The sequence below is a fragment of the Pseudonocardia endophytica genome (assembly GCF_004339565.1).
Lineage (GTDB): Bacteria > Actinomycetota > Actinomycetes > Mycobacteriales > Pseudonocardiaceae > Pseudonocardia > Pseudonocardia endophytica.
On sequence record NZ_SMFZ01000002.1, the window covers coordinates 1973762 to 1995717 of the forward strand.

22 protein-coding genes are annotated in these 21956 nt (G+C 73.6%); 12 read left to right on the top strand and 10 right to left on the bottom strand.

The genetic code is table 11. From position 1 onward, the window contains the following. Nucleotides 1-39: 39 nt before the first annotated feature. Both EV378_RS28095 and EV378_RS28100 read right to left on the bottom strand, forming a co-directional pair. Nucleotides 40-735, bottom strand: a complete 696-nt coding sequence (locus tag EV378_RS28095; protein ID WP_132430398.1) for a hypothetical protein — start codon at nucleotides 733-735, stop codon at nucleotides 40-42. Nucleotides 736-739: 4 nt separating this feature from the next. Next, a complete protein-coding gene (locus EV378_RS28100) occupies nucleotides 740-925 on the bottom strand; it encodes a hypothetical protein (RefSeq protein ID WP_132430399.1) in 186 nt (61 codons plus the stop codon). A gap of 160 nt (nucleotides 926-1085) precedes the next feature. On the opposite strand from EV378_RS28100, the gene EV378_RS28105 reads away from it, so the two are divergent. After that, nucleotides 1086-2264: a glutamate-cysteine ligase family protein gene (locus EV378_RS28105; RefSeq protein ID WP_132430400.1), complete on the top strand. Its 1179-nt coding sequence runs from the start codon at nucleotides 1086-1088 to the stop codon at nucleotides 2262-2264. Here EV378_RS28105 and panB read toward each other — a convergent pair. Next, nucleotides 2255-3082 (bottom strand): 3-methyl-2-oxobutanoate hydroxymethyltransferase, encoded by an 828-nt coding sequence (gene panB / locus EV378_RS28110; protein WP_132430401.1) that lies wholly within the window; start codon nucleotides 3080-3082, stop codon nucleotides 2255-2257. The genes EV378_RS28105 and panB overlap by 10 nt on opposite strands. Nucleotides 3083-3327: 245 nt before the next feature. Between panB and EV378_RS28115 the strand changes: the two genes are divergently transcribed. From EV378_RS28115 to EV378_RS28125, 3 genes are read left to right on the top strand one after another with little or no spacing between them, the layout of a single operon-like run. Next, a complete protein-coding gene (locus EV378_RS28115) occupies nucleotides 3328-4875 on the top strand; it encodes an alpha/beta hydrolase (RefSeq protein ID WP_243653800.1) in 1548 nt (515 codons plus the stop codon). Between the two features lie 51 nt (nucleotides 4876-4926). After that, nucleotides 4927-6270 (top strand): glutamine synthetase family protein, encoded by a 1344-nt coding sequence (locus EV378_RS28120; RefSeq protein ID WP_132430403.1) that lies wholly within the window; start codon nucleotides 4927-4929, stop codon nucleotides 6268-6270. Continuing rightward, entirely contained in the window at nucleotides 6267-6752 is a 486-nt protein-coding gene (locus tag EV378_RS28125) for a cupin domain-containing protein (RefSeq protein WP_207908883.1), read from the top strand. Before EV378_RS28120 ends, EV378_RS28125 begins: the two co-directional genes overlap by 4 nt. Before the next feature lie 11 nt (nucleotides 6753-6763). Here EV378_RS28125 and EV378_RS35600 read toward each other — a convergent pair whose 3' ends face one another. Next, complete coding sequence (locus tag EV378_RS35600; protein WP_165922515.1) at nucleotides 6764-6913, bottom strand: hypothetical protein; 150 nt, start codon at nucleotides 6911-6913, stop codon at nucleotides 6764-6766. 29 nt (nucleotides 6914-6942) lie between these two features. On the opposite strand from EV378_RS35600, the gene EV378_RS28130 reads away from it, so the two are divergent. Then, entirely contained in the window at nucleotides 6943-7629 is a 687-nt protein-coding gene (locus tag EV378_RS28130; protein WP_132430405.1) for a DNA alkylation repair protein, read from the top strand. A gap of 3 nt (nucleotides 7630-7632) precedes the next feature. Here the strand turns inward: EV378_RS28130 and EV378_RS28135 are convergent, their stop codons facing one another. Continuing rightward, complete coding sequence (locus EV378_RS28135) at nucleotides 7633-8874, bottom strand: FAD-dependent monooxygenase (RefSeq protein WP_132430406.1); 1242 nt, start codon at nucleotides 8872-8874, stop codon at nucleotides 7633-7635. Between the two features lie 40 nt (nucleotides 8875-8914). Then, nucleotides 8915-9847 (bottom strand): endonuclease/exonuclease/phosphatase family protein, encoded by a 933-nt coding sequence (locus EV378_RS28140; protein ID WP_132430407.1) that lies wholly within the window; start codon nucleotides 9845-9847, stop codon nucleotides 8915-8917. A gap of 244 nt (nucleotides 9848-10091) precedes the next feature. Between EV378_RS28140 and EV378_RS28145 the strand changes: the two genes are divergently transcribed. Both EV378_RS28145 and EV378_RS28150 read left to right on the top strand, forming a co-directional pair. Beyond that, nucleotides 10092-13166 carry a bifunctional [glutamine synthetase] adenylyltransferase/[glutamine synthetase]-adenylyl-L-tyrosine phosphorylase gene (locus EV378_RS28145; protein ID WP_132432845.1) on the top strand — a complete coding sequence of 1025 codons (3075 nt, stop codon included), beginning with the start codon at nucleotides 10092-10094 and terminating at the stop codon, nucleotides 13164-13166. A 9-nt stretch (nucleotides 13167-13175) separates the two neighbouring features. Continuing rightward, on the top strand, nucleotides 13176-13820 hold the full coding sequence (locus EV378_RS28150; RefSeq protein WP_132430408.1) for a LysE family translocator: 645 nt from the start codon (nucleotides 13176-13178) through the stop codon (nucleotides 13818-13820). A 32-nt stretch (nucleotides 13821-13852) separates the two neighbouring features. On the opposite strand, the gene EV378_RS28155 is transcribed toward EV378_RS28150, so the two are convergent. Further along, nucleotides 13853-14449, bottom strand: coding sequence for a TetR/AcrR family transcriptional regulator (locus EV378_RS28155; RefSeq protein ID WP_132430409.1), 597 nt, complete (start codon nucleotides 14447-14449; stop codon nucleotides 13853-13855). A 64-nt stretch (nucleotides 14450-14513) separates the two neighbouring features. Between EV378_RS28155 and EV378_RS28160 the strand changes: the two genes are divergently transcribed. Then, the gene (locus EV378_RS28160; RefSeq protein WP_132430410.1) at nucleotides 14514-15962 is read left to right on the top strand and encodes an MDR family MFS transporter; all 1449 of its coding nucleotides are present in this window, start codon (nucleotides 14514-14516) and stop codon (nucleotides 15960-15962) included. Here EV378_RS28160 and EV378_RS28165 read toward each other — a convergent pair whose 3' ends face one another. Continuing rightward, a complete protein-coding gene (locus EV378_RS28165) occupies nucleotides 15963-16883 on the bottom strand; it encodes a MerR family transcriptional regulator (RefSeq protein WP_243653801.1) in 921 nt (306 codons plus the stop codon). Between the two features lie 38 nt (nucleotides 16884-16921). Between EV378_RS28165 and EV378_RS28170 the strand changes: the two genes are divergently transcribed. Next, entirely contained in the window at nucleotides 16922-17806 is an 885-nt protein-coding gene (locus EV378_RS28170; RefSeq protein ID WP_132430412.1) for a TIGR03619 family F420-dependent LLM class oxidoreductase, read from the top strand. A gap of 15 nt (nucleotides 17807-17821) precedes the next feature. Continuing rightward, nucleotides 17822-18550 carry a M50 family metallopeptidase gene (locus tag EV378_RS28175; protein WP_132430413.1) on the top strand — a complete coding sequence of 243 codons (729 nt, stop codon included), beginning with the start codon at nucleotides 17822-17824 and terminating at the stop codon, nucleotides 18548-18550. A gap of 330 nt (nucleotides 18551-18880) precedes the next feature. Here the strand turns inward: EV378_RS28175 and EV378_RS28180 are convergent, their stop codons facing one another. After that, complete coding sequence (locus EV378_RS28180) at nucleotides 18881-19582, bottom strand: DJ-1/PfpI family protein (protein WP_243653802.1); 702 nt, start codon at nucleotides 19580-19582, stop codon at nucleotides 18881-18883. Nucleotides 19583-19632: 50 nt separating this feature from the next. On the opposite strand from EV378_RS28180, the gene EV378_RS28185 reads away from it, so the two are divergent. Next, complete coding sequence (locus EV378_RS28185) at nucleotides 19633-20079, top strand: nitroreductase/quinone reductase family protein (protein ID WP_132430414.1); 447 nt, start codon at nucleotides 19633-19635, stop codon at nucleotides 20077-20079. 12 nt (nucleotides 20080-20091) lie between these two features. Then, nucleotides 20092-20526, top strand: a complete 435-nt coding sequence (locus EV378_RS28190; protein ID WP_132430415.1) for a GlcG/HbpS family heme-binding protein — start codon at nucleotides 20092-20094, stop codon at nucleotides 20524-20526. 278 nt (nucleotides 20527-20804) lie between these two features. On the opposite strand, the gene EV378_RS28195 is transcribed toward EV378_RS28190, so the two are convergent. Further along, entirely contained in the window at nucleotides 20805-21821 is a 1017-nt protein-coding gene (locus EV378_RS28195) for an isopenicillin N synthase family dioxygenase (protein WP_132430416.1), read from the bottom strand. Nucleotides 21822-21956: the final 135 nt, after the last annotated feature.

The following is a 21956-nucleotide window of genomic DNA, read 5'->3' on the forward strand; positions in this document are numbered from 1 at the left end:
GAGCGGCCCGGCTCCGGCGAACGGCACGGCTCCGGAGAGCTAGCGTCCCTCCAGCTCGTCGAGCCGCTGCTGCATGCGTTCCATCTGTGCCTGCAGCAGCGCGACCTCGGCGGTCAGGACCGCGACCGCCCCGGCGTCCTGCGGGACCTCGGCCGGAGGGACAGGGCCGAGCGCCGTCGACACGACGGGACCGGCGGCCTCGTCGCAGAGCACGCGGACGTCGCCGGCGAGCCGGCCGAAGTCGTCCGGCGTCAGCACCGGCCGGTGCCCGGCGCACGCGGGGCACACCGGGTCCAGCCGCCGCCAGCCCGCCGACCCGGACCCGGTGTCGGCGAGCACGGTTCCCGCTCGCCCGCACCGGCAGGCGCGCAGCCGCACCGACCGCACGCGCTGCCGCGAGTAACGCAGGCCGAGCTCGTAGCGGCGGAAGCGCCCGGACGCCACGATCTCGAGCTGCACGGCGCCCTGGTGTTCCGGGGCGCAGGCCAGCTCGCGGGCGTCGGCGACCTCGTGGAAGCAGTAGAAACCGCAGTCGCACCAGCGAGAGGGGCACTCGTGGCGGGAGCCGTGCGCGCAGATCGCGTCGTCGACCCAGCGGTAGACGTGCGCCCGCCCGAGCGTCACGCCACTGAACGCCGCGACCGTCCCGTCCGCCGAGAGCATGGGGTACGCGAGCTTGTATCCGACGAGCGGACCGGCCGGACGTTCCTGAGGGGTGCGGCTGAACCGCAGCACCGCCTCAGCCCACCGGCGGCTGCCCGGCGGCGACCGTCGGCGCCCCGGTTCCGGCGAAGTGGTCGGGCTCGGCGGCGACCGGGACGGCACGCCCGGCCTCGTCCGAGCGGTCGGTGACCGGTGCCGGCACGGCGGAGTCCGCCTCCCGGTCCACGGCGAATCCCTCAGAGAGCTTGCGACCCAGTCTCATGACGCCTCCGTGCCGGTCTGGCCGTGTCCGTTCGACGGCTGAAGTCACATCAAGGCTGAACGCCCGCGGCGGGGATGTCCAGAGGCAGCGGTGGCCTGCCCGAGGAAGGGTAGGCTCACCCGGTCCCCCGAAGACGATCGAGAAGGAGTGCGGGTACGACGTGCGGGGCCCAGCGCGCTACGGCGTCGAGCACGAACTGGCACTCCTCCGCGACGACGGGTCACCGGCCGACTTCACGACGCTCACCCACGCCGAGGTCGCCGCCGTCGTCGACGAGCTGCCGGAGGACCCTTCGGACCACGGGGACCTGCGCGTCGGCGACGCCGGCATCCGCCGCAAGCGCTGGTACGCGGAGGGATACGAGCGGGTCGACGAGTGCGGCGAGCTGATCCGGTTCGACCCCAAGGGGATCGAGATCCGCACCAGGGTGCACGACTCCGTCGGCGCCGCCCGCGACGCGCTGGCCCGGGACGCTGCGCTGCTCGGCACCGTCGCCGCCCGGCACGGACTGCGCCCGGTCGCCGTGGGGCACAACCCGATCCGTTCGGCCTACCGGCTCGACCCGCCGGCCAACACCTACGAGCAGGCGCAGATGCGCGACTCGCCGGAGGAGCGCACGGCGCACCTGCACATGGTCACCTACGGACCCGACCTCAACCTGTCGTTCCCGGAGTCCGGAACCGACCCGGAGACGCTCGCCGACGCCGGTGCCAAGCTGACCTACTACAGCCCGTACCTCGTGCCGTGGTCGTTCTCGTCGCCGTTCCGCGACGGCCGCGCGTGGGGCGGTTTGTCGGCCCGCACGCTGCGGCGCACCGGGGCGCGGCCCGCGGCACTCGTCTACCTCGACCCGTCCGCGCCGCTGCTGCGCACCGACCCCACCCTGACCCGGCACGCCGGGATCCCGGTCGAGATCGGGCGGATCGAGTTCAAGGCGTTCGACGCGGTGCCGGTGGTGCCGGGGGAGGACCCGTGCGGAGATCCCGGCGACGGTCCCGACGGCACCGGGCTCGTCGAAGCGCTCCTCACGCTGCTCACCGGCCTGCTGCGGGACGACACGCTGACCGGGCGCCGCCGGACCCCGGACACGGCCGCGCACCGGGACGTCGCCCGGCGGGGATGGGACGACGCGCGGGTGCGGGCCGGGTCCGCCGCCGTCCTGGACGCTGCGGCGGCCGCCCTGTCCGGGGAACCCGAGCACGACGACCGGCTGGCCCTGCTGCGTGACCGCCTGGAACGCCGGGACACCCCCGCGGCGCGGATGCTCGCCCGGCACGAACGGGGAGAACCGGTCGCGGGCCTGCCGGGACCGACCCGCGACCGGCCTCCTCAGCTGTAGGAGTGCTCGTCCGCCGGGTACTCGCCGCCCCGCACGTCCTCGGCGAAACGGGACGCCGCATCGTGCAGCACGGCGCCGACATCGGCATAGCGGCGCACGAACTTCGGCACCCGCCCACGGTTCAGGCCGGCCATGTCCGGCCACACCAGCACCTGCGCGTCGCAGTCCGGGCCGGCGCCGATCCCGATGGTGGGCACGGTCAGCTCGGCGGTGACCCGCTTGGCCACGTCGGCCGGGACCATCTCCAGCACGACGGCGAACGCGCCCGCCTCCTGCATCGCCAGCGCGTCCTCGACGAGCCGGTCCGCCGCGTCCCCGCGGCCCTGGATCCGGAACCCGCCGAGGGCGTGTTCGCTCTGCGGCGTGAACCCCAGGTGCGACATCACCGGGATGCCGGATCCCGCCAGCGCCTCGATCTGCGGCGCGAACCGGGCGCCGCCCTCGAGCTTGACGGCGTGCGCGTCGGCCTCCTTCATGAACCGGAACGCCGTCTCCAACGCCTGCGCGGGGGAGATCTGGTAGGTCCCGAACGGGAGGTCGGCGACGACGAGTGCGTTCGTCGCGCCGCGCACGACGGCTCGGGTGAGCGGCAGCAGCTCGTCGACGGTCACCGGGATCGTGTTGCGGTGGCCGAACACGTTGTTGCCCGCCGAGTCGCCGACGAGCAGGACCGGGATCCCGGCGTCGTCGAAGATCTCGGCGGTGTACACGTCGTAGGCCGTCAGCATCGGCCAGCGCCGGCCCTCGCGCTTCCACTCGAGAAGGTGGTGCACCCGCGTGCGGCGCGGGGCGGACGGCGTCTCGGACGTTGTGCTCATCGGTGAGCTCCCTTCCCTACCTCGAGGCCCGCGCGGCGGGTCCCCGGGTTCACAGGACATGGCGAACGCCAGCGTGGCAGCGCGGAGCCCGCGAGGCGCCGCGGTGTGGGAACCCTCACCCGGTCCGGGGCCTCACAGGGACCGTCGGTGGCGGCTGGCATGCTCCCCCCATGCTGGCCCGACTGCTCCCCCCGAGATCGTCCGGACCGCCTCCCCAGCGGGGCGTCCGGCGGAAATCGGTCGCGGTGGCCGGACTGCTGGCGGTCCTGACGGTCCTGCTCGGCGCGTGCTCCGGGACCGACGACACGGCGCAGACCGCGCCGCCGCCCCCGGAGCCCGCCCAGCTCGCCGCGTTCTACAGCCAGAAGCTGCAGTGGGGTCCGTGCACCGACTACGCGTCCAGCTCGTCCGACGCGTCGTCGTTCCAGGACCCGTCGCTGGACTGCACCCGGGTGCGCGTCCCGCTGAACTACGACCAGCCGCAGGGCGCGACGGCCGAGGTCGCCCTGCTGCGCAGGAAGGCGACCGGCGACAAGATCGGGTCGCTGTTCATGGACCCGGGCGGGCCAGGCGTGTCCGGCACGTCGTTCGGTGCCTCGCAGGCCAAGTCGCTCGGGGACGGTCCGCTCGGGAAGCGGTTCGACCTGATCGGGTTCGACCCGCGCGGCGTCGGCGCCAGCCGCCCGGCGATCGACTGCCTGGACGACGAGCAGAACGACGAGGAGCGCACGAAGACGTTCTCCGACCCGTCGCCCGGCGGGGTAGCGGCCGCGGAGGCGGACTCCAAGCTCTTCGCCGACCGGTGCGCTCAGAAGACCGGCGGGGACAAGCTGGAGTACATGGGCACCCGCGACGTCGCAAGGGACATGGACGTCATGCGGGCGGCCGTCGGCGACGAGAAGCTCACCTACGCAGGCTTCTCCTACGGGACGGAGCTCGGGACGGCCTACGCCGAGGCGTTCCCGCAGCGGGTCAGGGCCCTCGTGCTGGACGGCGCGATCGACCCGACGCAGTCGCCGATCGACTCGTCGGTGAAGCAGTCGGCAGGCTTCCAGCTGGCGTTCGACAACTTCGCGAAGGACTGCACGTCGAAGCCGAACTGTCCACTCGGGACGGATCCGGCGCAGGCCACCGCCCGTTTCCAGGCGATCATGCGGCCGCTGCTCGACAAGCCGGTCCCGATCGGGGACGGACGCACGCTGGGCTTCGACGACGCGCTCACCGGCGTCACGCAGGCGCTGTACCTGTCCGACTACTGGCCGATCCTGCAGCGCGGCATCTCCGAGGTCGCCACCGGCAGCGGCCGCGTCCTCGGCCTGCTCGCCGACTCCTACTACGAGCGGGACGAGCAGGGCCGCTACACGAACAGCCTGGAGGCGTTCCAGGCGATCACGTGCGTGAACCAGCCGCCGGTGACCGACCCGGCGCAGGTCAAGGAGCTGGCCGACCGCACGGACCAGGCCGCGCCGTTCCGGTCCACCGGCCGCGGAGCGGTCGCCGCCAAGGACGCCTGCGCCTTCTGGCCGGTCCCGCCGACCCAGACGCCGCACACGCCGAACGCCCCAGGCCTGCCGCCGACACTGGTCGTCTCGGTGACCGGTGACCCGGCGACGCCGTACCAGGCCGGTGTGGACCTCGCCCAGCAGCTGGGCGGCAGCCTGCTCAAGGTCGAGGGCAACCAGCACACGGCGTCGCTGCGCGGCGACCCGTGCATCGACCCGAAGGTGATCTCCTACCTGATCGACCTGAAGGAGCCCGACGAGGGGGCACAGTGCTCGTTGCCACCCGCCTGATGGGGGCCCCGGAAACATGGATGTAACCCGGGCTTCCTAGGCTCCGCGACCATGGATCGCCAGCAGGAGTTCGTCCTCCGCACGCTCGAGGAGCGCGACATCCGGTTCGTCCGGCTGTGGTTCACCGACGTGCTCGGCTTCCTCAAGTCGGTCGCGGTGGCCCCGGCCGAGCTGGAGGGCGCGTTCAGCGAGGGCATCGGGTTCGACGGCTCGGCGATCGAGGGCTTCGCGCGCGTCTACGAGTCGGACATGGTCGCCCGGCCGGACCCGTCGACGTTCCAGGTGCTGCCGTGGGAGACCTCGTCCGGGGAGCACTACTCGGCGCGGATGTTCTGCGACATCGCGATGCCGGACGGCTCGCCGTCCTGGGCCGACCCGCGGCAGGTGCTGACCCGGGCGCTGAACAAAGCGGGCGAGGCCGGGTTCACCTGCTACGTGCACCCGGAGATCGAGTTCTACCTGCTGCGCGACCTGCCCGACGACGGGCGGCCCCCGGTGCCCGCGGACTCCGGCGGCTACTTCGACCAGGCCAGCCACGACGTCGCGCCGCACTTCCGTCGGAACACGATCGAGACGCTCGAGTCGATGGGCATCTCGGTCGAGTTCAGCCACCACGAGGGCGGGCCGGGCCAGCAGGAGATCGACCTGCGCTACGCCGACGCGCTGACCATGGCGGACAACCTGATGACGTTCCGGTACGTCGTCAAGGAGGTCGCGCTGACCCAGGGCGTGCGGGCGTCGTTCATGCCGAAGCCGTTCTCCCAGCACCCGGGCTCCGCGATGCACACGCACTTCTCGCTGTTCGAGGGCGAGACGAACGCGTTCCACGACCCGAACGACCCGTACGAGCTCTCGGCCACCGGCAAGGCGTTCGTGGCCGGGATCCTCAAGCACGCCCGCGAGATCTCCGCGGTGACCTGCCAGTGGGTGAACTCCTACAAGCGCCTGGTCGTCGGCGGCGAGGCCCCGACGGCAGTGAGCTGGGGCCACGCGAACCGCTCCGCCCTGATCCGGGTGCCGATGTACTCGCCGGGCAAGTCGTCGTCGCGGCGCATCGAGGTCCGCACGCTGGACAGTGCCTGCAACCCGTACCTGGCCTACGCGGTGATCCTCGGTGCCGGCCTGACCGGCGTGCAGAAGGGCTACGAGCTGCCGCCCGCCACCGAGGACGACGTCTGGGCGCTCACCGACACCGAGCGCAAGGCGATGGGCTACGAGCTGCTGCCGCAGAACCTCACCGAGGCGCTCGACGTGATGGAGCGCTCCGAGCTCGTCGCCGAGTTCCTCGGGGAGCACGTGTTCGACTTCTTCCTGCGCAACAAGCGCGCGGAATGGGACGCCTACCGCAGGAACGTGACGCCGCACGAGCTGGCGACGTATCTTCCCGTGCTGTGACAGGTTTCGACGACGAGATCGTCCTGGGAGCGCTCCCGGCGGGCATCACCCACTCCGACGACGCGCAGTGGCGTCGGAAGTGGAACGTGCTGGGCCACACGTACTGGATGAAGGCGGCCAGCGAGACGAGCTTCGCGTTCGAGACGCTCGACCCGCCCGGCACCGGCGTCCCGCCGCACGTGCACCCGACCCAGGACGAGCACATCTACGTGCTCGGCGGCGTGTTCACGCTGTATCTGGACGGCCAGTGGGAGAAGGCCGGCCCCGGCGACACGGTCCGGATGCCGAAGGGCCTGCCGCACGCCTACTACAACAGGGGCGACGAGAACGCCCGCGCCCTGTTCTGGGTCAGCCCGGCCGGGCGGCTCGCGCAGCTGTTCGACAAGCTGCACGACCTCACCGACCCGGAGGAGGTCGTGCGGGTCTCGGCCGAGCACGACGTGGACTTCCTCCCGCCCGGCTCGGTGCCCGGCGCGGACTGAGCCCGTGTCGGTCAGGACGCCAGAGCTGCCCGCGCGCCGTCCGGCAGCACCGGTGTCCCGATGACCATCGTCGACGACGGCGCCGGGTCCGTCCGATGATCGGCGTCGGAGTCCGGCCGGGGGCCGGATCCCGCCCCGATCAGGACCGGTCCGCCGATCATGGCGCGACGGCGGCCGTGCGGCGGCGTCCGTGAGCGCGGCGGACGTCGCCGAGGAGATCGTTGCGCGCCTCGGCGACGTCTCCGACCCGGATCGTGCGGCGGGCGAGGCGGCGTACCTCAAGAGCGCGCGGCGCCATCTCGGCGTACGTGTGCCCGACGTCCGCCGGACCGTCCGACTGGTCGCCGGGGAGCAGGGCGTCGCGGCCCGCGAGGACGTCCTCGCGGTGGCGACGGCGTTGTGGGCGACCGGCGAGGTGCACGAGCGGTGCCTGGCCGCGGTCGAACTGCTCGTCGTGCGGGCCGGGGTGCTCGTGGCCGACGACCTGGACGCGATCGAGCGGTGGCTGCGCGCCGCGGGCACGTGGGCGCTCGTCGATCCGCTGGCGGAGAAGGCGGCCGGCGACGTCGTCGTGCGCGATCCGGCCGCCGGCCCGACGCTGGACCGTTGGGCCGCCGACCCGCACTTCTGGATCCGACGTTCCGCCCTGCTCGCCCTGCTCGGTCCGCTGCGGGACGGCGTAGGGGACTGGGAGCGCTTCCGCCGTTACGCCGACTCCATGGTGGACGAACGCGAATTCTTCGTGCGCAAGGCGATCGGGTGGGTGCTGCGAGAGACCGGCAAGCGGAGGCCCGAGCTCGTCGCGGCGTGGCTCGACGACCACGGCGACCGCGTGCCCGGCCTCGTCCGGCGCGAGGCGGTCAAGTATCTGCCCTGAGCCTCACCCCCGGCGGATCTGCTCCGGCGTCGCTCCGGTCGCCTGCGCGTAGCCGGCGACGATCGCGTCCCGCTCGTCGGTGCTCATCACGTCCTCGAGCCGGTCGAAGCCGTCCGGTGCCCGCCGCTCCACCTCGTCGATCACCATCTCCGGGCCGCCGGTCCGGTTGCGCAGCACGATGTCCGCCGTGACCGGCAGGCGCTCGTCCGCGTAGGCCCGCAACGCGGCCTCCGGGTCGTGCGGCGAGAGCGCCAGGTGCGCCGCGAGCGACCGGGCGTCCAGGATCGCCTGGCCACCGCCGTTGGAACCCATCGGGAACATCGGGTGCGCCGCGTCGCCGAGCAGCGTCACCCGGCCGCCGCCCCAGTGCGGCAGCGGATCGCGGTCGCACATCGGGAACTCGAAGATCTCCGCGGTGGCCGCGACGAGCGCGTGGTGGTCGACCTCGTCGAGGTGGAAGCGCCGCGCGTGCCGGGCGGCCTCGGCCGGGTCGGCAGGCCGCGACCAGTCCTGGCGACGGGGCGGCGGATCCCCGTCGCGGCCGGTGCGGACGCAGATCGCCCAGTTCGTCAGCACCGTGCCGGGGGACGAGCCGGGGCCGATCGGGTAGACGACGAGCTTCGCGTCCGTCCCGCCCGCGACGATCATCGACCGGCCGAGCAGGTCGCCGCGCCCGAACGCGGGCCAGTCGGTCGCGCCGCGCCACATCTGCACGCCGTTCCAGCGGGGCGGGCCCTCGTCCCCGAACAGCGACGCGCGCACCGCGGAGTGGATCCCGTCGGCGGCCACCAGCACGTCGGAGTCGGCCTCCGTGCCGTCCTCGAACCGCGCTCGCACGCCGGAACCGTCCTGCGTGACGCCGGTCACCCGGTGCCCGAGCCGCAGTGCGTCCGGGCCGAGCCGCTCGCGCACGGCGTCGGCCAGCACGCGCTGGACGTGCCCGCGATGGCAGGAGAACTGCGGCTCGTCGAAGCCGGCGGCCTGCCCGCACGCGCGCTGCAGCACGGGCTGCCCGAGCCGGTGGGCGTAGGTCAGCTGCCCGATCCGGACGGCGACGGCGTCGAGCGCGTCGACGAGATCGAGGTCGTCGAGCACGCGCACGGCGTGCGGCAGCAGGTTGAACCCCACTCCGAGCTCGCGCAGCGCCGACCCCTGCTCGTACACGACCGACCGGATCCCGCGCCGGTGCAGTTCCAGCGCCGTGACCAGCCCACCGATCCCGCCCCCGACGACCGTGACGTCCACCCGGGGAGCATGCCGCGCCGACCGGCCGCGGGTCGAGTGCTCACGAGCACGGCCCGACGGTCGCGACGACACCGTCGTGGTCGGAGCCGGGCAGCGTGAACCGGCGCCCCGCGTCGCCGCACCAGCCCGGCCCGACCAGCACGTGGTCGATCCGCAGCAGGAGCGGCAGCCACGTCGTCACCGACGTCGGGCCCGCCCAGCCGTCGCGCATCGCGTCGGTCAGTCCGGTTCCGCCGGTCAGCAGCCGGTAGTCGCGTGCGCGGTCGGTGGAGTTGAGGTCCCCGAGGATCACGACCGGCCGCCGCTCGCGGGCCACCCGCGCGGCGACCTCGGTGACCAGGCGGTGGTGGTTCGCCGGGGAGGTGAAGTAGCCGCTGCCGACCGGCACCCACGGCTTCGGGACGTGCAGCGCATACACCACGAACGGCGTCGGCGCGGCGACCACGGCCCGGATCCCGGGGAAGTCCGGGCCGGGCCGCTCCAGGGGGCGCAGCGGAAAGCTGCTGTACACGCCGATCCCCGGAGCCCTCGCCGCCAGGTGGTACGGGCGGTCGGGCGCCAGCTGGGCGTCGAGCTCGGGCGCGTCCTCGACGACGGCGAGCACGTCGGGATCGACACCGCGCAGGGCGGGCAGCGTCCCCGGCATGCCGGTCACGTTGGCGCCGGCCACCGTCACACCCCGGCCGGGCGCCACCGCGCCCGCGTCCGCCGGCGTCCACGGCCCGGCCACCGCGACCGCCCCGGCCAGCAGGACCGACACGGCGGGCGGCACCCCGAGCCGGCGGTTCACGACGACGAGGCCCACCGCCGCGACGACGGCCAGCGCCGGCAGGAAGATCGCGAGCACGTCCCCGGCCAGGCCCAACGCGTCGCGCAGGCCGAACCAGGCCCACGGCAGGGCCGTGACGGCGACGATCCGGAGCACGACGACCGCCCGTCGGCCCCCGGCACGCGGGCCCGGCTCACGTCGCACGTCAGCCTCCCGCCTCGGTCCCGGAGCGGACACTATCGGCCACCGCACGGCCGCCGGTCGGTCCGGTTGCGGCCCCCACACGCCGCGCCGGGGACACCGCGGAGAATCCGCTGTCACCTCGTGGTCGGGCCCGCAGCCGCGACGTGGCGCCGGAGCGGGCCGGGGATCCGGCGGTCACGATGTGGTGGCGTCGACGAGCCCCGTGGCGTCGTCGCAGCGGCCGGGATGAGGCAGGATCGTGCGCGTGGTGGACCGCCGGACAGGGACGTCGCTGGCACGCCTGGGCCTGACCGGCTCCGGCGCCGGGCAGACGCTGACCGACCTGGGGTGGTGGAACGACGACGGACCCGTCCGCGGCGCCGAGGAGATCATGTGGGCGCTGGCCCGCAGTCCCGACCAGGAGCTGGCGCTGCGGGCGGTCGAGCGGCTCGCCCGGACGAAGCCCTGGCCGGAGATCGAGAAGGCCCTGCACGACGACGCCGGCCTGCGCGGCAGGCTGTTCGCCACGCTCGGCTCGTCGACGGCGCTCGGCGACCACCTGATCTCGCACCCGGACCGTTGGCTGCTGCTGGCCGACACCCCGGAGCGACGCAACCCGGCGCCGGGCCTGGAACAGCGCACCGCGAACCTGCTGCGCGCGGTGGGCGCCGACCCGTCCGCGCCGCCGCCGGGATCCGCAGGGGGAGCCAGGGCCACGGTCACGGGTTCCGACGGCGTCGCCGCCCTGCGCCTGGCCTACCGCGACGAGCTGCTCGGGCTCGCCTCGGCCGATCTCGCCGCCGTCGGGAACCCGGCGTTGCCGGTGATGGAGGTCGACGACGTCGCCGCCCAGCTGGCCGACCTCGCCGAGGCGGCGATCACCGCGGCCCTCGCGATCGCGATGGCCGAGCACGACCCGCCGGACGAGATGCGCATCGCCGTGATCGGGATGGGCAAGTGCGGCGGGCGCGAGCTGAACTACGTCTCGGACGTCGACGTGATCTTCGTGGCGGAGCCGGGCGGCGACCTCACGCAGCCCGCGACCAAGATCGCGTCGCGGGTGATGCGGGTGGCGGGCGAGGCGTGCTTCGAGGTGGACGCGAACCTGCGGCCGGAGGGCAAGCAGGGCGCGCTCGTGCGGACGCTGGACGGGCACGTCTCGTACTACAAGCGCTGGGCCAAGACGTGGGAGTTCCAGGCGCTGCTCAAGGCACGCCCGATCGCGGGCGACCCCGCACTGGGCCGCTTCTACATCGACGCCGTCGGCCCGCTGGTCTGGCACGCCGCGGAGCGCGACGACTTCGTCACCGACGTCCAGGCGATGCGCCGCCGCGTGCTCGACCACATCCCGTCGGACAAGCAGGAGCGGGAGCTCAAGCTCGGCCGCGGCGGGCTGCGCGACGTCGAGTTCGCCGTCCAGCTGCTGCAGCTCGTGCACGGGAGGGCCGACGAGTCGCTGCGTTCGCCGTCCACATTGGAAGCCCTTGCGGCGCTGAGCGCGGGCGGCTACGTCGGGCGCGACGACGGCGCGAACCTGGCCGCGTCGTACCGCTTCCTGCGCCTGCTCGAGCACCGCCTGCAGCTGCAGAAGCTGCGCCGTACCCACCTGCTGCCCGCGACCGACGACACGGACGGGTTGCGCTGGCTCGCCAGGGCCGCGCGGATCCGCAGCGACGGGCGACGCGACGTCGTCGGCGTGCTGCTCGCCGAGTGGAAGCGCAACGCCGGACGGGTCAGCCGCCTGCACGAGAAGCTGTTCTACCGCCCGCTGCTGACGTCGGTGTCCCGGCTGGCCGCGGAGGGCGCCGACGGCACTGCCGGGCAGCTCTCTCCCGATGCCGCCAAGGCGCGGCTGGCGGCGCTCGGCTGGGTCTCCCCGGACGGTGCGCTGGGGCACCTGCGCTCGCTCACCGGCGGCGTGTCCCGGGCCGCCGCGATCCAGCGGACGCTGCTGCCGGTGCTGCTCGACGAGCTGGCCAACTCGCCGGATCCCGACCGCGGCCTGCTCGCCTACCGCCGCGTGTCCGAGGCGCTCGCGGACACCCCCTGGTACCTGCGCCTGCTGCGCGACGAGGGCGCCGTCGCCCAGCGCCTGATGATCCTGCTGGGGACGTCCGCGCTGGTTCCGGACCTGCTCGGGCGTGCGCCCGAGGTCCTGCGGATGCTCGCGACGAACTCGGCGGGCGCGAGCCCCGAGCTGACCCGCGACCCGACCGAGGTCGCCGTCGCGCTGCGCACGACCGTCGCCCGCCAGCCGACGCCGGAGATCGCCGTCGCGACCGCGCGGTCCTACCGGCGTCACGAGATGCTGCGCATCGCCTGCGCGGACCTGCTCGGGCTGATCGACGTCGAGGACGTCTGCGTGGCGCTGTCGTCGCTGACCGACGCCGTCGTCGCGTCCACGTTGGACGCGGTCGTGTCGGCACGCACGGACGACCCGCCCGCGACGATCGCCGTGATCGGGATGGGTCGGCTCGGCGGCTACGAGATGAGCTACGGCAGCGACGCCGACGTGCTGTTCGTCTGCGAGCCGCGGGGCGGGGCCACCGACCACGAGGCCGCGAAGTGGTCGACCGGCATCGTCGAGCGGGTGCGCAAGCTGCTCGGCTCGCCCAGCCCGGACCCGGCGCTGCCGATCGACGCGGACCTGCGGCCGGAAGGACGCAACGGCCCGCTGGTCCGCACGCTCGGCTCCTACCGCGAGTACTACGCGCGCTGGAGCGAGATGTGGGAGGCGCAGGCGCTGCTGCGCGCGCGCCCGATCGCCGGGAACGCCGAGCTGGGGGACGCGTTCACCGAGCTGATCGACCCGATCAGGTACCCGTCCGACGGGATCCCGGAGAAGGCCGTCGCGGAGATCCGCCGGATCAAGGGCCGGGTGGACGCCGAGCGGCTGCCACGCGGGGCGGACCGCACCACGCACACGAAGCTCGGTCACGGCGGTCTCGCCGACGTCGAGTGGACCGTGCAGCTCCTGCAGCTCCAGCACGCGGGCGACATGCCGGAGCTGCGCACCACGTCCACGTTGGAGGGTCTGCGCGAGGCGCGGGAGGCCGGCCTGATCAGCATGGAGGACTCCGACGAGCTGATCGCCGGCTGGCGCTCGGCCACGCGCGCCCGCAACGCGATCATGCTGGTCAAGGGCAAGCCGGGGGACCAGCTCCCGCGCTCGGGACGCGAGCAGTCCGCCGTGGCGGCGGCGCTCGGCTACCCGGCGGGCGGCGACCCCGGCGTCTTCACCGACGACTACCGGCGTACCGCACGGCGGGCACGCGCCGTCGTCGAGCGCGTGTTCTACGGCTGGGAGGACTCGGAGAAATCCGGTGGGCCGCGGCGTTAGTGTGATCCGGTGCCGTCGACGTCCACGCTGATCGCGTTCGCACTCGCCTCGATCGTGCTGGTCGTCGTGCCCGGCCCGAGCGTGCTGTTCATCGTCGGGCGCGCGCTCGCGCACGGGCGGCGGGCCGCGATCCAGTCGGTGTTCGGGAACCTGGGCGGGGTCCTCGTCCTGATCGCGGTCGTGGCGGTCGGGCTCGGCCCGCTCGCCGAGCGCTCCGTCGTCGTCTACGAGGTGATCAAGCTCGCCGGTGCCGCCTACCTGGTGTGGCTCGGCGTGAGGACGTTCCGCGGCCGCCGTGAGCTGGCGGCCGCCCTGTCGACGGTGGCGGGGGAGGCGTCGACGACCGACCGCCGGTTCCTGCGGCAGGGTTTCCTCGTCGGCGTCACGAACCCGAAGGCCCTGGTGTTCTTCGCCGCCGTGCTGCCGCAGTTCGCGGACCCGGCGAAGGGCAGCGTGCCGGTGCAGATCGTGGTGCTGGGCGTGCTGTTCTGCGTGCTCGCCACGGCCCTCGACGGGTGCTGGGGGCTCGCCGCGAGCGCCGCCCGTTCGTGGTTCGCGACGTCGCCCGCCCGCCTGGCCGCGGTCGGCGGGACGGGCGGGCTGATGATCGCCGGCATGGGCCTCGGGCTGGCCGTCACCGGCCGCAGGGACTGACGTCGCACCACACGCGGACGCGGTTGCACGGGTCACGGCCGCACGAGCGGCACGAACACCTCGTCGACGATCGACTCGATCACGTCGTCGGGTACCGGTCTGAGGGTCATCAGCAGCTCCTGGCGGTACAGGTCGAACGGGACCGCCTCCACCCTCGGGCTGAGCTTCGCCGGATCGACCTCGCCCCGCGTGACGCCGCGGGACAGCAGCTCCGCGACCGCGCTGCCGCGGCCGGCCAGTAACGCGCCGCGCAGGTCGGCCGGCCCGGTGCCGGTCTCGGCGTAGTAGCCGGACAGCTGCAGCGCCATCACGATGCCGAGCCATGCGCGCGAACGGTTCGCGCGCCGGAGCAGCTCGACCATGTCGTCGCGCAGCGAGCCGGTGTCCGGGACCGTGACGGGTTCCCGGTCGCGCGCGTGCCCGACGGCCGCGCGCACCAGCTCGGGCTTCGAGGGCCAGCGGCGGTAGAGCACGGCGCGGCTGGTCCGCGCGCGTTCGGCCACCGACTCGATCGTGAAGTCGGTGTAGCCCTTCTCGACGAGCTCGTCCCATGCGGCGTCCAGCAGCGCGTTCTCGAGCGCGGCTCCCCGTCGCCGCTGCGGCGCTCGCTCCCCGTCCTTAGGAGACATTGCGTATCTAATCCTCGCGGGTCTACTCTCGTATAAGAGTCAGAGTGTATCCAAGGAGTCTGAGATGTCCGAGCCCGACGCCACCCGGATCGACCCCGTCGTGTGGCGCACCGTGTGGACGGTGCTGGTCGGCGGCTTGGCCGTGCTGTTCGACACGACGATCGTCGCCGTCGCGCTGCACACGCTCGCCGGCGAGCTGCACGCGTCGGTCGCCACGGTCCAGTGGGTCAGCACGGGCTACCTGCTCGCGCTCGGCGTGACGGTCCCGATCGCCGGGTGGGCGCAGCGGATCATCGGTGCGAAGCGTCTGTGGCTGGTCGCGCTGACGCTGTTCCTGGCGGGCTCGGTGCTCTCGAGCCTCGCGTGGGGCGTGGGCAGCCTGATCGCGTTCCGCGTCGTGCAGGGCGTCGGGGGCGGGCTGCTCATGCCGCTGATGTCGACGATGGTCATGCAGGCCGCCGGCGGCCGCGGGCTCGGGCGGATCATGGCCGTGGTCAGCCTGCCCGCCGTGCTCGGGCCGATCCTGGGCCCGGTCGTCGGAGGCCTGATCCTGGCGCACCTGCACTGGTCGTGGATGTTCTGGGTGAACGTCCCGTTCTGCGTCGTCGGACTCGTGCTCGCCGTGCTGTTCCTGCCGTCGGACGGACCGGTACGCCGGGCGCCGCTCGACGTCGTCGGTTTCGCCCTGATGGCCCCTGGCCTGGTCGGTGTGCTCTGGGGCCTGTCGAACACGGCCGGGCCCGGCGCGTTCGCCCGCGCCGACGTCCTCGCTCCCCTGGCCGTCGGGCTCGTGCTGCTCGCCGCGTTCGTCGCCTGGGCGCTGCGCCGACGCGGGCGGGCGCTCGTCGACCTGATGCTGCTGCGGCACCGCGCGCTGGCGTCGTCGTCGCTGCTGCTGTTCCTGTCCGGCATCACGCTCTACGGCGCGATGGTGCTGATGCCCCTGTACTTCCAGGAGCTGCGCGGGGCGAGCGTGCTCGAGGCCGGCCTGCTGCTCGTCCCGCAGGGTCTCGGCACGCTCGCCTCGCGCTCGCTCGCCGGGCGCCTGTCGGACACCGTGAGCGCGCGCCTGCTCGCCGTCGCCGGGTTCGGCGTCGTGCTTCTCGGCACGGTGCCGTTCGCCCTCGCCGACGCGCGGACGTCCCTGTGGCTGCTGATGGCCTGCCTGTTCGTGCGGGGTCTCGGTCTCGGCGTGGTGGTCGTGCCGTTGATGGCGTCCGGTTTCCGCGGCCTGGAGCGCGACGAGGTGCCGGACGCGAGCATCGTCACCCGGATCGCGCAGCAGGTCGGCGGCTCGTTCGGCACCGCAGTGCTCGCGGTGGTCCTCGCCGGGGCGTCGGCCTCGGCCACCTCGGCCCCTGCGCTGGCCGGCGCCTTCCAGCAGTCGTTCTGGTGGGCGGCCGGCTTCACCGCCCTCGGAGCGCTCGTCTCGCTCACGTTGCCCGGTCGCCCGGGTGCGACGACGGGTGCCGCGCCGACCTCAGCCGGCGCGGCACCCGTGCCCGCGCGCTAGCTAGGCCCGCAGCGCGGCGGCCACCCATTCCATGGCCGGGACCGACGGCGGGGTCTCCCGCGCCGGCCAGCCGTTGAGCACGCCGAGCAGCTCCCAGTAGCGCTCCACGCGCCGGTCGGAGAACGTCTCGATCGTGCCGGCGAGCCCGGCCCGTCCTGACGCGTCCAGCTCGCCGAGGCCGATCCGGCCCAGCACCGCCTCGGCCTCGGCGGATCCCGGGGCCACGCCGGTGGCGCGGGCCGGTTCGGCGTGCTCGAGCATCGCGCACGCGTCGTACGGCGGCGGCCGGTTCGCGTCGCCCTTCGAGCCCTCGACGGCCATCTCGCGGCAGCGGGCCTTGAACGCCGGGTCGCCGACCAGCTCGGCCAGCTCCACCCACGCCTGGACCTGCGCCTGGGTCGGGTCGTCGGGCAGCTCCGCAGGGAGCATCTTCATGCCGTTCGCGATGCCCGCGCCCGGTGCGTCGTCGTCGACGCCCGCGAACACGTCGTCCACGAAGTCGTCGATCATCTGCTGCCGCTGTGCCGCGGACAGCCTGGCCAGGTCGTTCATCAGGATCATCCCCCTGTCGTCGGTGTCCCCCCTGGCGAGCAGCGTGCACACCGCGCGTTGGACGCGGAGCGCACGGATCTGCTCGTCGATGGCCCGGACGTGCGCGGACGCCACCTCGTCGACCCCCCGTCGTCGGGCCAGCACCTCGCGCACGTCCTCCAGCCCCATCCCGAGGTCCCGCAGCGTGCGGACGAGATCGAGCCGAGCCACCGCGACCGCGTCGTAGCACCGGTACCCCGAGGCCGTCCGGTCCGAGGGCACGAGGCCCTCGTCGGACCAGAACCGGATCGTCCGGACCGGGACCCCGGTCCGGCGGGCCAGCTGCCCGATGGTCAGCGACACCGGAGTGGTGGTGTGTGATGCGGTCACAGGACAGAGCATCGGGGTTCCAGCCACTGGAGGGTCAAGTGCGAATCGGATTCGGTCTGCCGCAGTTCGGGCGGGCGGCCGAGGAGGTGGACGGGACGATGCGGTTCGCCGCGGCGATCGAGGAACGCGGGGCGGCGAGCGTGTGGGCAGGGGACCGGTTGCTCGCCGCCGTCGACCCACGCGTCGGCTACGCCGGCGGGCCGGGCATCCCGAGGCAGATGCGGGCGGCGCACGACCCGATGGCGCTGATCACCGCGGCGGCCGCGGCGACGAGCCGGGTGCACGTCGGGACGAGCACGCTGAACGCGCCGTGGTACCCGGCGGCGCTGCTGGCCCGCCAGGCGACGACGCTGGACCGGATCAGCGGCGGACGGCTGCTGCTCGGGCTGGGCACCGGCTGGTCGCCCGAGGAGTACGACGCGGTCGGCGTCCCGATGGGCGAGCGCGGCGACCGCCTCGACGAGTGCCTGGACGTGTTCGCCACCTGGTGGCACGACGACCCGGTCCGGCACGTCGGGAAGGTCGCGACGATCGCGCCGTCACATGTGCAGGTCAAGCCGCACGGCGTGCCGATCTACCTGGCCGGTTTCGCCGAGCGGGCCCGCCGCCGGGTCGCCGAGCGCGCGGACGGGTTCCTGCCGGTGATCGTGCCGGGGGTCGGCGACCTGGCGAAGGCGGTCACGACGCCGTGGGAGCGGGTGCGGGGGATGGCGGCGGACGCCGGACGGGACCCGGGTGCGCTCGACGCGATCCTGCGGATCAACGTCCGCACCGGTCAGGGCGTCGACGACGTCGTCGCGACGCTGCGCAGGGTGGCCGAGGAGACGGAGATCGGACACGCGTTCGTCGATCTCATGTACGTGGCCGACGACGCCGCGACGATGCTCGATCTCGCGACCCGGATCCTCGACGCAGCCGGCTGACGGCACACTGACGAGGTGCCCGCCGCCCCGGATTCCGCCGTCGACGTGCTCGGCCAGGTCTACGACCTGCTCGCCGCGAAGCCCGCGTCGCTGCTCTCGGCCGTGGTCGCGCTCGTCGTGGTGCTGTGGACGCCGACCTGGCGGATGACCCGCACGGCGGTGACGATCGCCCACGAGGGCGGGCACGCGCTCGTCGCGGTCCTGGTGGGGCGGGGCCTGACCGGGATCCGGCTGCACGCCGACACGTCCGGTGTCACGTACTCCACCGGGGCGGGCCGCGGTCCCGGCGTGGTCGCGATGTTCCTCGCCGGGTACCTGATGCCGCCGCTGCTCGGGCTCGGCGGCGCGGTGCTGGTCGCGGCCGACCTGGACCAGGTGGCGCTCTGGGTCGGGATCGTGCTGCTGGTCGCCACGCTGTTCCAGATCCGCAACGCGTTCGGCGCGCTCGCCGTGCTGCTGTCCGGCGGCCTGCTGGCGGTGGTCGCGGTCTGGGCCGAGCCGCAGTGGCGGGTCGGGTTCGCGGCGGCGCTGTGCTGGTTCCTGCTGTTCGGGGGCGTGCGGGCGTGCGCGGAGCTGCGACGTGGCCGTCGTCGGGGGCGTTTGCGGCACTCCGACGCGGACCGGCTCGCCGAGCTGACGCCGCTGTCCGGCGCCGTGTGGGCAGGCATGTTCCTGCTCGCGTCCTGGGCCGTCACGGCCGGAGCGCTGTGGGTCGTGTTCGGGCCGGCGGGCGCTCCCGCCTGAGCCGGAACGACGGCCACGCTCCCGACGCCCGCGGAGAAGGCGCTCTGACCCGGGGAACGCGCTCTGACCCGGGGAACGCGCCCTGATCCGGAGAACGCGCTCTGATCCGGGGAACGCGCTCTGATCCGGGGAACGCGCTCTGATCCGGGGAACGCGCTCTGACGCGGGGAACGCGCTCTGATCCGGGGAACGCGCTCTGACGCGGGGAACGCGCTCCGATCCGGAGAACGCGCTCCGACCCGGAGAACGCGTGCGACCGGACGCGTGCGTTCTCCGCGGACGCGCGCGAACTGCGGATCAGCGCCTCCCCGCGGCGGTCCGAGTCACGGGTCACCGCGGTGGCGGGACCACCAGACGACCGCCGCTGTCCTCGGTGATCTTCGCGCGGACCGCGTCGTCGGCCCGGTCCGGGTGCCCGCTGTCGAACGGCGGTTGCGGGTCGTACTCGATCCACAGCTGGGCCGTGCGGGCCGCGAGCTCGTCGGCCAGCAGCTCGATCAGTCGCAACCCCATGTCGATCCCCGACGAGACCCCCGCCGCCGTGACGATCCGGTGGTCGAGCTGCTCGACCACCCGCCGGGTCGTCGGCCGCGCCCCGAACCGCTCCAGGACCTGCAGCGACCCCCAGTGCGTCGTCGCGTCCAGGCCGTCGAGCAGGCCCGCCGCACCGAGCACGAGCGACCCGGTGCACACCGACGTCGTGTACCGGGTTCCCGGGTGCACGCGGCGCAGCCAGTCGACGAGCGGTCCGCCGTCGAGGTGGTCCCGGGATCCCGGGCCGCCCGGCACGACGACCACGTCCGGCGACGGCACCTCGTCGTACGCGGCGTCGACGACGAGCCCGAGCGCGTCGGTGTCGCTGCGCACAGTGCCACGCTCGGCGCCCACGAAGACCGGGACGAAGCCGGGCACGCGTTGCAGCACCTCGTAGGGCCCGACGGCGTCCAGCACGGTCAGCCGGGGATAGAGCGGGATCGCGATCTGCATGGTGGTCCTCCCGACCGCGGAGTCGACGTCCCCGGATCGTGCCATCCCTCACCCTCGCCGGGCATCGCGTCCGCGCCGGGTGAAGGATCGACCGTATGGCGAACGACTTCGACGACTTCAACAACCGCGTGATCGGCCAGTTCCGGGACAACGACGGGCAGGTCGGCCCGCCGTTCGAGGGCGCGACGATGATCCTGGTCCACCACATCGGCGCGAAGAGCGGTACCGAGCGGATCACCCCGCTCGTCTGGTTCGACGGCGGCGAGGGCCGCTACGTGATCGTCGCGTCCAAGGCGGGCATGCCGGACAACCCGGCCTGGTACCACAACCTGAAGGCCAACCCGGACATCACCGTCGAGATCGGCCACGGCAAGGAGGCCACGGTCGAGACGAAGAAGGTGCACGCCGAGGAGCTGACCGGCGACGAGCGTGCGCGGATCTGGAAGGGCATCACGGACGCGAACGAGGGCTTCGCGGAGTACGACCGCAAGACCCAGGGCATCCGCACCATCCCGCTGTTCGCCCTCACCCCGGCCGCCTGACAGGCTCCCGGCATGACGATCACGCTCGACCAGGCCCAGCGCATCATCTCCGCCGCCCACCTGCACGGCACCGAGCAGGGCCTCAACCCGCTGACCGTCGCCGTGCTGGACCCGGGCGGCGCGATCGTCGCGCTCGGCCGCCAGGACGGCTCCGGCTACCTGCGCCCGGACCTGGCCGTCGGGAAGGCCAACGGCGTGCTCGCGCTCGGCATGACGAACCGGGCGATCGCGGCCCGGGCCGCCGACTCGCCGGAGTTCTTCACGTCCGTCGCGGGCCTGGCCGGGGGCAAGATCTTCTCGGTGCCCGGTGGAGTCTTCGTCCGCGACGCCGACGGGCGGACGCTCGGCGCCGTCGGCGTCACCGGCGACGCGTCGCTGAACGACGAGGCGGCCGCCGTGGCCGGTATCGAGTCGGTGGGCCTGACGGCGGTCACCGGCGCCGAGTAGCCACCGAGGCGGTCACGCGGCGCCGAGCTACGAGCCGCACCCCCGGGCGACGAGTCAGCCCGGGGGCGCGGTGGTGGCACGCGCGCGTGAACGCACGTGCACGTCTGGTGGGGTTCGATCCGGCGGCGGGTGTGGTGACGACCCGCGGGTCACGGTCGGCGACTCACCTCGGCGGGTGGGCCGGGTGACTCTGCCGTGTGACGTGGAACACCGTGAGTGCAGTCAATCAGCCGCATCCGCGGTCTGTCAACGCGTGGTGGCCGAGCGTGACCGGTCCGCTACAACGACTGTGCAGACGCCAGGTCCGGATGATGCCGCGCCGCCACCTCGGGGTGCGAGCGCACCCAGCCGCGCAGCGCGTTGTCCCCGAACCGGGCGTGAACGTCGGCCGCGGCGGCGATCTCGTCGGCGCCGGGAACCGGTTCCAGCGGCAGCGTCTCGAGCGTCGCGTCCAGGCGAGGGGACCAGAAGAAACCGATCGACTGCCGGGTCCGTCCCGGCGGGCACGGCAGGACCCGGTGCTGCGTCGCGACGAGGTGCCCGCGCGTCGCGACCTGCAACATCTCCCCGACGTTGACGACGAGTGCGCCGGGCACCGGCTCGACGTCCACCCAGTCCCGGGAGCCGGTCGGCAGTGCCTGCAGCCCGCCGACCCGGTCCTGCAGCAGCAGCGTCAGGAAGCCCCAGTCCGCATGTGGCCCGACGCCCTGGGCCTCCGGCCCGTCCTCGTCGCGGCCGACGTAGCGGATGAGCTTGCCGAACCAGTGCGCGTCGCCGTCGAACGCCGGGTCGAACCGGTTCTCCCCGACGCCGAGCCCGTGCGCGAGCGCCCGGGTCAGCTCCGTCCCGACGCCGGTCAGCAGGTCCGCCCAGGCCAGCACGAGCGGACGCAGCTGCGGGACGGTCGCGTCCGGCCAGCGGTTCGGGCCCTCCAGCGCGCGGTACGGCGCGTCCCACTCGGCGCGCGGGCGCGGCGGCAGCTCCGGCCCGAAGTCGATCTGCTCGCGGGCGTCCGGACGGCCTGCGGTGATCTCGTGGCCGAGGCGGGTGTAGCCGCGGAAGTGCGGCGACTCGCGGTTGTCCAGCGCGAGCCTGTCCTCGAGCGGTCGGTCGAAGAACTCGGTGACTGCCGCGAACAGCTCGTTGACCTGGCCGGGAGCAGCGCCGTAGCCGGTCAGCTGGACGAACCCGGGCGCGTGCAGCGCCTCGGCGAGGGGCCGGGTGAACGCCGGGTCGAACGCGCCGTCGGCGCCGCGTGCGCGGTCCAGGGACAGGACGGGGATCGCCGAGGTCATGCGTCCATCCTGCGCTCACGCGGGTCACCCGGACAACTGAACACATAACGTTCCGGCACCCGTCGGCGTGGACGCGGGTGAAGTTCGATGCCGAGTGGTCGCCTCAGGGTTACTCTCGGTCGGACATGGGTCCCG